Here is a 12,933-nt window from a genome sequence, read left to right on the forward strand (position 1 = left end):
ATTAGCGGCTTCTCCGCCAGTGACAGATGGGGAAGCCGCTATTTTATATTGCGATTTCATTTATCCGTTCCAATTCCCACCCCCGAAACTGCATCACGATGCAATGCAAGGCTGTGCCTTGAACCAATTGTTTCACACGCGGAGCCACGGCGTATCTTTTTATCTGTTCCACGGCTTCCAGCCATTGCGTTCCGGCTTTTGCTTCGGAGTCTTTCGCGGATAGGTATTTTAATTCCAGTATGTAACTATGCTTCACTTCATAACGTTGTAAGTCAGGCATCAGGAACAAGTCGCAATAACCATGATTCAATTCCACTTCCGGGGCAATCAGGTAGTAAGCATTCGTGCTCAGGTAGGCGGTGAAGAATCCTTGGATATTACGTTCTCCTTCAATGGTGTCACGGACGGAGGAATTTTCTTTGTAGGTTTGGGCGATGAATGTCAATGCCTCGTGCCAATGACCGTCATAAGCCATGTCGTAGAACATCGAACCCAGCTTGTTCAAATTAATATATTTCCTGTCTTGGTACTCTTCCAGCATAAATTCGTAATATTGCTTACGGACGTTGTTGTTTGGAATCCCCAGTACCAAATCACTTCCGCGTGTGGCGGTGATGGTCAACATGCCATAATAGAACAACAGGCTGGGGAATATCTCAGGGTCTGCTATTTCGGCTGCCGAAAAGGTAGTTACTAGGTTGGTGACTATCTGCCCCTCTTCGGTTATTTTACGCAACACGCCTCTTCGGTCACCGTCCAAACGATCCAGTTGGATGAGCCGTTTCATTTTGTTGTAATCCGTGCGAGTGTTGGGGTCTATCATTTCTTTCGGTGATTTTCCAAGAGTCATGTAATGACGCAGGTAATAGAACACCATGTCACAATTGAATATCTTCGGGTCGCGTTCCAAGCTTTCTTCCGCGAAGCAGTAGTTATCATACCACGGCTTTATTTCCGCTATCATGGCTTCTATGTCTAGGTCAGTCGGTAGTTGTCCGGCATTTTTATAATATAGAATCATTTCGCGAACATCTTTTTCACTGAATCCCAGCATCATGTTGAATTGGAAGTCGGTACTGATATTCCAGCCGATGTTGAACCCGCTGGTTAGGTCGTCCAAGGTCACGGGACTGACCCCGGTCATGAAGATGCGCTCGAACATACCTTTGAATTTCTTGAAAATCTCGCGGTAGAACCCGCTAGCGTGTGTCAGGGCGTGATATACTTCATTGCCTTGTTCGTTGAGGACGACGTTGGTGAAGTTGTCATACTCGTCGATAATGAGGTAGAGCGATGCATCGGTATTGCGTGCTTTTCTGTCCAAAAAGTTCAACTTGTTGCTGAAGCCGGATTGTTCTTTCATCTCGCTTCTGAATCCCGGGTAATAGTATGACTCGTAAATCTGGGCGAAATCATCCAGACCACCACTGCAATAATCATCAAAGTTTTGAGCCAATGTCCCCCCGAACCCACCTACACGCGAGAAATCGAGGTAAAGTATTTGGAATTTTCCTTGTAATGGCGTGGGGTGCGAACCTATCCAAAGATTCCCGAATCGTTTCTGAAATGCACCTTTTTGATTGATATCGTAATACGCCCGTAGCATACTTAGGAAAATACTCTTCCCGAAACGGCGGGGACGGATAAAGAATAAATTGGAGGGTTGCTCTTCTAATAGGGGCAGGTACGCGGTTTTATCCACGTAATATTGGTTTTGTTCTACTACTTCCACGAAGTTGGAGATTCCATAAGGGATTTTTTTTATATTTTCCATAACTGCTCCAGTTTTTAGTTTGTACCCGTGAGTTAGTACAAAAGTAACTCTTTCTGCTTGAAAGAACAAGGAATGGGAAAGAAAGTTGGGAGGAATACGAAGTACCCACTGAAAGTCAGGAAAAACTTTTAGTGGGTGCTTATTTTGACATATCCTCTTTCTATATTATACACTCTTCTGAAGGAGGAATATGAGTATCTGTATTTAAATTATTCAACGGTAGTAGTCCCATTTGTTCCACCTGTCTCCCATTTTGATACTGCTGAAGTAAATTCAACACCTATTTCGTTTACTGTAATAGTAAGGGTCGTTATATTTCCGGCTACAAGTGATAGATTGTTGATCGTATAGTTTTTTGCGGCAACATGTTCAAATGTAAGATTTATTTTAGTTAATGTAGCGGGCAAGAGCATAAGGTCGGCTGTGGGAGAAACTCCATCGCCTGTCGCTAATGTTACTTGTCCAAAATCAAGATCAGCGTTTACAGGTGTTGCGTTTGCGTCTAAAGTCGATACTCCTGCTTCATCAAATGTCATATCCAGTGCTGTTGGAACATTTATTTTTGCTGCAGTTAAATTACCATAAAAAGTGGCAGCTTCACTTGTTGCTGCCTTCACAACTAATTTAAGACGCGCTAGTTTATGTTTGAATAAGAAGTTTACTGTTTTGTCTGTTGTTGAGAATGGTAATTTTACAGCATCAGCAATAATAATATCGGTTGTACCATCAATTGTATAGCTTACTTTTCCTGCTTCCAAGGTTTCTCCAGCCGGATAATATGCAATGAAGTTCGCAGCTTCTGTTGGGGATTTGAAATATTGGGCAGTAGTGATGTTTGTGAATGTACCATTTGTTTGAAGATCACCTGTCGTAGTAACACTTGCTACTTCATTAAATTTTGGAGTAGCTCCATCAGCTCCTCTTAATATTTGGATGCCTGTTATGGCATTTGTTACGAGACCAGCATCATTTGATTCTATAATGGCTCTAGACATCATATTAATTCCTGCACCAAAATTTATTTCCACCGGAGCATTCGGGTCAATTTCATCTTCTGAAGTTGTAGTACAACTTGTCATAGCTGCTATGGCAAGTAAAGAGAAAATCATTTTTTTCATATTTTGAAGTTTTAATTTTGCTTCTGCAAATGTGAGTTGTATTTGGAAAGGGGGATGAGTAATATGTAAAAAACAAATTCTATTTACTTTTTCGCTATCGTTTTGTATGAATTTTAAATTTTGTACGTATTCGTAATTTTCAGGAATATTCTACGTATCGCTGTTTCCACTGCTTGGGGGTAATGCCTTCGTTGAGTTTGAAGGAGGAGATAAAAGAGGAAAGCGAGTTGAAACCAACCAGAGAGGCTACCTCTTGAATTTGCATTTCGGGATGTTCGATGAATAGAATGGTCGCTTTCTGGATACGGTATTTATTGACGAATTGGTAGAAACTAAAACCGAATTCGTTATTGATGAGATTCGAGATATAAGTACGGTTTGTCCCGAGAAGTGCGGCAACGTCGTTTATGGTGAGGTTCCCGTTCGTGTATATTTCTTTCTCGTCGAAAAGATGAACGAGTTCGTCTTTCATCTTCTCTCTTTTCATCCCTAAGTTCTTCAGGTATTTTTCGGGAAGAGGGGGGAAAACGGGTGATATTTCGTCCTCTTGTTCTATTGTCAGTTCATCCGGACAGCTTTTTACTTCACACGGGGGAAGCGGCTCTTCCTTGACTTGCGCGTGTTGAGGGGTATAGCATATATACGGTTCGTTGAGGGCGTGGATGAAAAGGTAGGGCACGAAACAGATAAAACTAAGATGAACAAGGTAATTGCTCCATACCGCTTGGGTAAAAGATGTACAAAGCATGATTACAGCATAGAGAATAGCCAAGGGGATGGCATGATTCAGCCAGCGGAGGTCTATATTTTCTTTGGAAGAATAGTTTTCTTCCACGGTTTGAACGTGTTCTCGTTTTAATTTGAGGATACGCGAGGTGTACACGGTAATCATGGAAGCCTGAATCGTCAGACAGATATATCGAAAAATGGAAAAGAGAGAGTTTTTATCATAGAACTCTCGTTGAAAAAGGCTCTCTTTTTCTTCAAGAAGGAAAAGTAACAGACCCGCGACAAGCATGACGATACCCGGTATGAAATGTAACCAGATTTTCTCCCGGGCTATTTTTTCCGGTTTCGTGAGTTTCCGGAAATAGAAGAAATACATGGGGATCAAGAATAAATGGATCGTGATATCAAACCCGGGCAAGAAGAACTCGTTTGTTCGGTGCGCGTGTATATCTTGTATCATGTCGGGGATGAAAAGCAAGCCGGAGAGTGTGAACACGACTCCCAGTACCCGGCGGGGGTGCATTCCGGCTTCTTCACTATACGTGGCTCCCTTTAAGATCAGTAACGTGATACCGCAGAACAGGGGTATAACAAAAGAGAGGACGTATGAAAAATACATCCAGAATGTTGCCGAAAATAGACTATCATTCATCATGCCGCGCAATGTTGTCGATTTACCTTCTTTGACGTGGCAAATATAATACAAATTGTGTCTATTTCGATGGTGTTTGAGCGTTTGGCGTGTTAATTAACAAAAGGGATTAAAATTGGTTCCATGAAAATTGTCATTTTATGGTAAATCTTGTATATTTGTCAAGGTTTATAATATGTGAGGAATAATTTATGCAAAAAATGCCGGATAATACGATTTGCTCTTTATTGAAACATCGTCAGGAAAAGGGGATGGAGTATCTGTTTGCAAAGTATTATAAGCCGTTGGTGCTGTGGGCTGCAACTTTTATGAACGATATACCGAAATCAGAGGATATTGTACAGGATTTTCTTGTGAAACTGTGGGAGAATGAGGTCGGACGTAATTTGGTCCCTGAAACATTAAAATCTTTTTTGTACACATCTGTTCGTAATCTAGCTTTAGATAGGAAGGAGAAAAATGATCCGTTGCGTGAGGCTGTTGATTTGGCCTTCGTTCAGACCCCTTGGGAGGAATATGATCATTTTAAGGATAATATTTTGCAGATTGTAAAAGAGGAAATCGCAAAACTTCCTTTAAGAAGTAGGGAGGTAATTACTTGTGTTTATCTGGAAGGCTTGAGTTATAAGGAAACGGCTTTCAGATTAGGAGTTTCTGTTGCCACGGTAAATACTCTTCTCGTTAATGCTTTGAAAAAAATGCGGGATAATACGAATCACGCTACGGAACTATTGTGTTTTTTCTTTCTGTTCTCTCCGGGGGAGAGCCTATGCCCTCAAATGTAAATCAATCTTATTTAGTTTATAATATATTGTTTAGCAGTTTTTTCGCTGTTACACCTAATTTTTTCCAAAATAATTTTTTCCCCATTCAATGATATCGTGAATTGTTCCGTATTATTAATGATAAAGGTTATAAAATATGTTGAATCGGGATGAAATAGATAGTTTTTTGTTGCGTTATCTTTTGAATGAATTGAATGCAGATGAATGTAAACAAGTGGAGAAATGGCTTGGTTTGGAGGAATATAAGGAATATTTCCGGGAGTTTTGTTGTTCCTATATACACATGCAATGGGCGGTGAGGGACGATGCGGTGAGTGAAGATTATAAAAATTTTAGGAAGAGATATACGAGGCGTCGTCGATTGAAGACATTGATCGGGATTGCTGCCGGGATTACTTTATTGATAGGTGTCGGACTACAACAATTCGTACAGAATAACCATACGTTTGTTCCCGGTATAGCGAACAACATGGTTGTTCATCCTGGAGCGTCACGGGCTATTTTGCATTTATCTACCGGGGAGATGGTACCTATTGATACGTCTTTCCAAAAGTTAGAGGAAAAGGATGGAACTTGTATCGAGGTGCATGATAATGGTTCTTTGAATTATTTTAATGACTCGGTTGTTCCGGGGGATATTGAGCTGTTGAATCGTTTAGAAGTTCCTCGTAAAGGGGAATTCCAATTAGTTTTAGCGGATGGAACCCGTGTATGGGTGAATTCGGCGAGCGAGTTGTCCTATCCGTCAAATTTCACGGGTAAGGAGCGGGTTGTTTATTTGAAAGGAGAGGCATTTTTTGATGTTACTCGTGATGATGCACGTCCTTTTGTGGTGAAAGTAGGAGATTTGGACGTGAAAGTGTACGGGACACAATTTAATGTGAACACTCATCGGACGGGAATTATTCAAACCGTATTGGTAAAAGGGTGCATAGGGTTGAATAACGGGGAGAAAGAAATGATTTTGGAACCTGAAGAAAAAGGTGAGTATAATAGTGCAGACCATGCTATTCAAGTGGAAAAAGTGGATGTCTTACCATATATCGTCTGGAAGGAAGGGATGTTTATTTTCAGGAACGAATCGTTGGAATCTATTATGGATAAGTTGACATTATGGTATGATTTAGAGGTGATTTATGAAGACGAGGAGGTAAAAGAGGAGCGTTTGTCAGGAATTATGGAGAGGTATAAAAACGTGAACGAGTTATTCCATTTTTTCGAGAAAACGTCGGAAATAAAATTTACAGTATATGAAAATACTGTTTATATTAAGAAACAAAAATAGAAAAAAGCAGCAGAAAAATGTACTACCATTTACTGCTGCAAAGATAATAAAAGACAGAGCGATTTTGGAGACCGATACTGTCTATTGTATAATCTAATACGCGAATTTATGAAATGTAAATGGATCTTTATGCCCACGGGTGTGAAAAGATTGAAAATTGTACGAATTATGAAATTGTTTTTGTTTCTTATGTTGGTTTTTACTTTTGGAGTCCATGCTGCCGGATATTCACAGAAGCAGCTGGTAACTCTTGATTTGGAACAATGTGACGTGAATTCATTGTTTCGGGAAATCTGGAAACAGACGGGATTACGTTTTGTTTACAACGAGAAGTATGTTGCTGAGATTCCTCTTCTGGACGTGAAAGCCGAAAAGAGGGAGGTGAAAGAGGTGTTGGATGAGATTTTTAAGAATACTTCTTTCGAATGTATTTTCGAGAATAACGTGGTTTTCGTGTCAAAACGTGCAGAAGTGAAAAGCGAACAAAAGAAAACAAAGAAAGTTGTTCTGAAAGGTAAAGTAACGGATGAGAACGGGGAGCCTATGCCGGGTGTTGCCGTGTACATTGCCAGCACAAATATAGGGACAACGACGGATGTTAATGGACTTTATAATTTGTCGATGTATCAAGGTAACGTGACCGAAGTGATTTATTCTTTTATCGGAATGCAAAAAGAAACTTTTATGTTCCCGAGAAATAAGGACATGGTACACGATGTAACCTTGAAGGAGGATGTACAAATGATAGAGGATGTTGTGGTGATTGGTTATGGTACCAAATCTCAACGAGATGTGACGAGTTCCGTGGGTTCGATTCGTTCGGATCAATTGATGAAGAGTGGTGGCAGTGCCGCAAACTCGTTTGATAATATGTTGGGTGGTTCGCTGAAGGGTGTTCTGGTAACTCAGAATAGCGGGGCGCCGGGGGCAGCGGCGACAGTCAATATCCGGGGTGTTACTTCGCCTTTGGTGAAGTCAAGCAGTTCGAACGAACCTTTGTACGTGATTGACGGAGTACCTTTTTTTAACAGTAAAGATGGAATTAATCCGTTGTCTGTTGTTGCACCTGATGATATCGAGAGTATCGACGTGTTGAAAGATGCTGCTGCCACTTCTATTTATGGTTCGAGAGGTGCCAATGGCGTAATCATCGTGAAGACCAAGAGCGGACGGCGGAACGAGAAAATGAATATTAGCATCGGGTATACGCTTTCTGTTGGTAACCCGGTGAATGAGCATAGACCTTTGAATCGAAGTGAATTTATGGAATTGCAGGAGGAGATGTACAAAAATTCCATGAGAGCATTTAACGAGGGTAATTTTTATGCCGATCCTGCGATGCTTCCTTTCGGTAAAAGCACGTATAATATGGAAACGGGAATGTATGAATCGTACGGGGGATTGGATGAAAGTTATTTCGGTGCCGCGAATACGAATTGGGTAAAGGAGATTAAAAATAAAAATGCGTTGACGCATCAATATTCAATTGCATTGAGGGGAGGAGGAGAGAAAACGAATTATTCATTTTCTTTTAATGCCTCCAATCAGGAAGGGCTTTTTATAAATGATAAACTGGAGCGTTGTGGTGCTCGATTGTCTTTTGACACGGATGTAAACCAACGGATAAAGGCGGGGGCTTCGTTGGGATATACTTTTTCGAAACAAAAACAAGGTGACTCGAGTGGCGACCAGGCATGGACAGAGCGTCCCGATATTCCTGTTTATTCAGATGGTAAATATACCCGGATAGATGCTTCCTTGATTTACGGGTATGAAGCTTGGAATCCCAATCTTGTTGCTAAACGGAGGTTGGTACAAAATAAAACGGAATCTTATCAATTTATGGGGAGTTCTTACCTGGAGTACGAGGTCATCGAAAATTTGAAATTACACGGGGATATTAACATGAGTGTATTCCAAAGTAATGACGAGTCTTTTACCCCGAAAGCAGTTATGACCGAGATGATTGCTCCATGGTCTTCGCCATCAAAATCGATCTTGAATACGGGCGATTCGAGGATGGCTACTTCTTCAATTAATCTGCGGGCGGATTACCAGTTTAGTTATGGAGCTCATCGGTTTAACGCGATGGTCGGGTATGGTTGGGATAGGACTTTTAATAGAAGTACTTCCAATGATTACGAAGATTTTCCGGATGATAACGTGCTGAATAATGTAAATTCGGCCGTTACCGCCACGGGGTGGTCGAGCGGCAAGGCTACAACGGGATTGAATTCCGTGTATGCCCGTGTCGGCTACGTGTACGCTGATAAATATCTTGCTGAATTTAACTTCCGTTCGGATGCTTCTTCTAAATTCGGTCCGAGCAATAAGAGAGGGTATTTCCCTTCTATTTCGTTGGGATGGCGTGCGAATAAAGAGAATTTCATGAAACGATGGGATTGGATGAATGATTTGAAGTTACGCGTGAGTTATGGGCAAACGGGTTCGACGAACGTGGAGGATTTTGCATATATCCAATTCTTTAACAGGGGATCAAAAGATTTGTGGGGTCAAGAATCGACAATCGGTTTAAAAGACGTGATGCCGAATAAAGACGTGAAATGGGAGATGACTAGCGAGTATAATGTAGGTTTGGATTATAATTTCTGGAACTATCGTTTATATGGTAGTGTGGATTATTACAATCGTTATACCGATGGAGCTTTAGCCCCTGCTCCGGCATCCTTGGAAAGTGGTTTTTCTACCTATACGGCAAACATGATTGATATGTCGAATCAAGGATTGGAAGTAGAGGTCGGTGGCGAAATTATTCGCAAAGGTGATTGGAGTTGGATGTCAACATTAAATGTCGCTTTCAATCGTAATAAAATTGAAAAATTGAATGGTGCAACTCTTGACGCTACCCAATCCCTTTTTTATGTAGAGGGGAAACCTGCCGGGATTATGAAAGGATACGTGGTAGAGAAGATTTTTCAGACCCAGGCAGAAGTCGATGAATTGAATAGAATAGCCCAAGAGAAAGGATTTTCCTATTATTACCAGCAATACAGCGGTCCCGGTGATTATAAATTCAAGGATCTCAATGGGAACGGTACAGTTTCTCCGGATGATTATGCCGTGATTGCTAATCCTGAACCGAATTTCTTCGGCGGTTTCTACAACTCTGTTAATTGGAGAAATCTGAATCTTTCGTTTATGTTTCAGTTTTCCGAAGGAGCGACGGCTTCTTACGAAACGTTGAGAATGGAAAATGGAACCATGGCGATGCAAAGTATCCAGAGGGAATTGTTCGGGAACACGTGGACACCTGAAAACACGAATGCCCGGTATGCCCGGCTTGTTCCCGGTTCTACGGATAATGTTATGCAGAATTCCGATCGATATGTATTCAAAACGTCTTATTTGCGTTTGAAAAATATAACACTGTCGTATAATTTGCCGGTGGATGCATTGCGTCGTTTCAATTTGCAGAATGTACAATTGTTCGCGAGTGTATCAAACATATGGACTTGGACAAAGTGGCCGGGAATAGATCCGGAATCGGTTTCCGGCGGGGATCCTACCATGGGAGTAGGCGCCGGTAGTGTTTCAAATATTGATCCCTATCCATTGAGTAAAACGTTCTCTTTCGGGGTTAAAATACAATTCTAAGTAAAACGTTAATTATAATATCATGAAAATACTATATAATATTATTATTCTGGTGGCATTCTCGTTAGGAATGGGGGCTTGTGATCTTGCAGATAATATTGATGATATAAAGCCGCAGAATCAACAAAATAAGGATAACGTCATGAGTGACTCTGCGAGCGCGGAAGCATTGTTGAGAAATGTTTACCAACAATGGAGAGCGGGAAATATGAAAGACGTGCGTAATCATTTGTTCTTGTCTTCCGGGGCTTTAGTGGCTCCGATAACGAGTTATTTTATGAGTGGGACATCTTTCCAGTCAAATAATGTACCTTATGATGATGGGGTGATCGTTGGGGTTTACACTTCGTTATATAAGGTGGTGAATATGGCAAACGTGGTGAATGAGTTGCTGGAAGAAGGGAATGCTCCCGATTTGTCGGAGAAGCGTACAGAAGAAATGATTGCCGAATGTCGTTTCCACCGGGCAATGGCACATTTTTATCTTTTGCGTTATTTCGGTCAATTTTATGATATGACGTCGAGTTATGGTGTTGTCGTGCGGGAAGAATCTTACCCGGATCACCAGGTGGCGACGGCTCGTTCGTCTGTCGCCGATGTGTATACTTCTATCTTTAAAGATTTGGATTATGCTATTGAAAAAGCCCCTGAATATGTTTCCTCGGACAAGCATTATTATATTTCCCGATTAGTGGCGAAAGCTCTGAAGGCAAAAGTTCTTTTAAATCAAGGGGATTATTCAATGGCGGAAACAGTCGCCGGGGATATTCTGCGAGATGCCGGGAGATATGGTTATAGTCTGGAAAATCGTTACGATGATGTATTCGTGAATAGCTATAATTCAAAAGAAGTGTTTTTTGCTCTTTACGCTTATGGTTTCGAGGAAAGTTTTTCGGCAGGAGATATCGTGAGTAATACTACTTTCGGTAGTTATACCGAGAAAATTGCTCGACTGGAAGGTTGGCCGGAAGAGTGGGGATTTGATATTGAAACCGGATATGGTTATGATGAACGTTTCGGGTATGTCTATCGAGCAGAAGGACCGAATATGGTGGGAGGTTCAGGAGAAGAAGAACCATCACCTTGGCCGGAACCGGAACCAGAACCGGAACCAGAGCCTTTGCCTGATGTATATGCGTTAACAGACGATGAAATGCTGCCGGATGGTGAAGGAACTATGGAGCCGGATGGAGAGGGGGCTCCCGGTTGGATTACTCCGGGAGTGGTAAAAAGAAACCATAAATATCCCTATCGAGATATGCTTGATGGAGAGAAGGGGAACACGTATTTTTATTTGCGATTGGCAGAAATTTATTATATCCATGCCGAAGCGGCCGCGCGAAATAATCATTTCGATCCCGCGCGGAATAGTTTGAAAGAGGTATTGAATTTCGAGAGAGCCTACGTTTATCCGCAGGAAATTGAAGAGGTTCCTGATAATGAAATGTTAGAGTATATCCGTAAAAATAAATGGCTGGAGTTGTTTGCCGAGAATAATGAAGAATGGTTTGATATGATCCGGTATCACAAAGCCGGAGATTTAAATATAACAGATGTAAAGAGTACGATTACGAGTGACCGACAATTTATATTTCCGATACCGAAAAGTGCTTTGGCAGGAAATAATCTGTTGGTGCAAAATCCTTGATATGTATTATTAATTTAATTTATAGAAGATGATGAAAAGATTATTTTTAACATTAGTAGGTGTCCTGTTATTTTTTGAAGGCTTTTGTCAATATGGGCTTGCTGAGCCGGAAAAAGATGATGCAGTGGCTCCCGCAAAGTTCTTTATGCAGAAATTAGTACCGGATGATAAGAAAGGTTTTGTAATTAAAGGGGAAATAAGTAATAGTAAAGACGGGTTGAAAGTATGGTTGCTTAATGATCTGGCTTGGCCGGCACAGAAAGGAGATAGTGCGGTGATTAAGAACGGGAAATTTGAGTTGTCCGGTTATGTGGAAAACCCCGTATTGGTGAAGATTATTATTGACACGAAACCCGATGGTCCGGACAGCCCGGATCGGTTGTTGGGAACGGCATTTTTTCTTGAAAATTCGGAAATAACTTACTCCGGAGATATAAATACTCTGGAAACATATTTTTACAATCCGGATGCTAAGGATAAAGTTCCCGCGAAAATTGCAGGCTCAAAAGAAGATGAGCTTTATCGTCGTTATAAAAGTGAGGAAACTCTTTTGAGAGCAAAGTACACGGCGGTGAATGACAAGTATCATGATCTGTTTGAAGAGAAGAAAATTGAAGAGGCTATCCCTGTAGCAAAGCAAGTTTTGGAGGCTCGGGCTGATATGCGGGCACTTCGATTGAAGTATATCAGACAATATCCTGGTAGTGGTGTCGCGAACGAGCAATTAATCTGGCTCATTTATCAAGCCCAGTATATTGATTTTACCAAGAAGCAACTTGACCAACTGGAAAGTTTGATGGTGAAAGCTAATCCTAATAGAGCGGGAGAGTTGAAAGAAATGTTTGCACGTGCGAAGCAAACTGCATTGGGAGAGAAATTCATGGATTTGGAATTGATGTTGCCTAATGGTAAGATGGCAAAAATGTCTGAATTTATTCCCAAAGGAAAATATGTTTTATTAGACTTTTGGTTTTCAGGTTGTGGACCTTGCCGGGCAGAGATCCCTCATTTGAAAGAAGTGTACGAGAAATATAAGGATAAAGGTTTTACTATTTTGAGTATCGCGGCAGAACCGAACAAGGAAGATTGGTTGAAAGCTTTGAAAGAGGAGAATATGCCTTGGAGTCATTTGTATGACGGTGATCCTTCCGTGTATGAAGGACCTGTTTGTACTCATTATAATATTGGGGGGTTCCCAACAACGATTTTGTTGGATAAAGAGGGAAGATTCTTTAAAACAGATTTACGAGGACTGCATCTTGATATAGCATTGCAAGAGTTATTTGGCGGACCGTCCAAGTAAGAAGTTTGAGAGGTTGTGAGGCAA

Annotated in this window: 8 protein-coding genes; 5 read left to right on the top strand and 3 right to left on the bottom strand. The window is 41.2% G+C overall.

Features of this window, described 5'->3' with window-relative positions; all coding sequences use genetic code 11:
- Positions 1-43: 43 nt before the first annotated feature.
- From CS948_RS09840 to CS948_RS09850, 3 genes are all read right to left on the bottom strand, one after another.
- Positions 44-1,774 (bottom strand): ATP-binding protein, encoded by a 1,731-nt coding sequence (locus tag CS948_RS09840; RefSeq protein WP_099291510.1) that lies wholly within the window; start codon positions 1,772-1,774, stop codon positions 44-46.
- Positions 1,775-1,983: 209 nt separating this feature from the next.
- The gene (locus tag CS948_RS09845; RefSeq protein ID WP_099291511.1) at positions 1,984-2,892 is read right to left on the bottom strand and encodes a fimbrillin family protein; all 909 of its coding nucleotides are present in this window, start codon (positions 2,890-2,892) and stop codon (positions 1,984-1,986) included.
- Positions 2,893-3,031: 139 nt separating this feature from the next.
- Positions 3,032-4,276 carry a helix-turn-helix domain-containing protein gene (locus tag CS948_RS09850; protein WP_099291512.1) on the bottom strand — a complete coding sequence of 415 codons (1,245 nt, stop codon included), beginning with the start codon at positions 4,274-4,276 and terminating at the stop codon, positions 3,032-3,034.
- A gap of 188 nt (positions 4,277-4,464) precedes the next feature.
- On the opposite strand from CS948_RS09850, the gene CS948_RS09855 reads away from it, so the two are divergent.
- From CS948_RS09855 to CS948_RS09875, 5 genes are all read left to right on the top strand, one after another.
- Positions 4,465-5,058: an RNA polymerase sigma factor gene (locus CS948_RS09855; protein ID WP_099291513.1), complete on the top strand. Its 594-nt coding sequence runs from the start codon at positions 4,465-4,467 to the stop codon at positions 5,056-5,058.
- A gap of 136 nt (positions 5,059-5,194) precedes the next feature.
- The gene (locus tag CS948_RS09860) at positions 5,195-6,343 is read left to right on the top strand and encodes a FecR family protein (RefSeq protein ID WP_099291514.1); all 1,149 of its coding nucleotides are present in this window, start codon (positions 5,195-5,197) and stop codon (positions 6,341-6,343) included.
- Positions 6,344-6,511: 168 nt separating this feature from the next.
- Positions 6,512-9,958, top strand: coding sequence for a TonB-dependent receptor (locus CS948_RS09865; protein ID WP_176554997.1), 3,447 nt, complete (start codon positions 6,512-6,514; stop codon positions 9,956-9,958).
- A 22-nt stretch (positions 9,959-9,980) separates the two neighbouring features.
- Positions 9,981-11,606 (top strand): RagB/SusD family nutrient uptake outer membrane protein, encoded by a 1,626-nt coding sequence (locus CS948_RS09870; protein ID WP_099291516.1) that lies wholly within the window; start codon positions 9,981-9,983, stop codon positions 11,604-11,606.
- 28 nt (positions 11,607-11,634) lie between these two features.
- Positions 11,635-12,909: a TlpA disulfide reductase family protein gene (locus CS948_RS09875; RefSeq protein WP_099291517.1), complete on the top strand. Its 1,275-nt coding sequence runs from the start codon at positions 11,635-11,637 to the stop codon at positions 12,907-12,909.
- Positions 12,910-12,933 lie beyond the last annotated feature (24 nt).

This window comes from Butyricimonas sp. Marseille-P3923 (assembly GCF_900184685.1).
Lineage (GTDB): Bacteria > Bacteroidota > Bacteroidia > Bacteroidales > Marinifilaceae > Butyricimonas > Butyricimonas muris.

Bases quoted from the DNA above. Each gene is read 5' to 3' on its own strand.
- CS948_RS09840 (WP_099291510.1), bottom strand. From the start codon at position 1,774: ATGGAAAATATAAAAAAAATCCCTTATGGAATCTCCAACTTCGTGGAA.
- CS948_RS09845 (WP_099291511.1), bottom strand. From the start codon at position 2,892: ATGAAAAAAATGATTTTCTCTTTACTTGCCATAGCAGCTATGACAAGT.
- CS948_RS09850 (WP_099291512.1), bottom strand. From the start codon at position 4,276: ATGATGAATGATAGTCTATTTTCGGCAACATTCTGGATGTATTTTTCA.
- CS948_RS09855 (WP_099291513.1), top strand. From the start codon at position 4,465: ATGCAAAAAATGCCGGATAATACGATTTGCTCTTTATTGAAACATCGT.
- CS948_RS09860 (WP_099291514.1), top strand. From the start codon at position 5,195: ATGTTGAATCGGGATGAAATAGATAGTTTTTTGTTGCGTTATCTTTTG.
- CS948_RS09865 (WP_176554997.1), top strand. From the start codon at position 6,512: ATGAAATTGTTTTTGTTTCTTATGTTGGTTTTTACTTTTGGAGTCCAT.
- CS948_RS09870 (WP_099291516.1), top strand. From the start codon at position 9,981: ATGAAAATACTATATAATATTATTATTCTGGTGGCATTCTCGTTAGGA.
- CS948_RS09875 (WP_099291517.1), top strand. From the start codon at position 11,635: ATGATGAAAAGATTATTTTTAACATTAGTAGGTGTCCTGTTATTTTTT.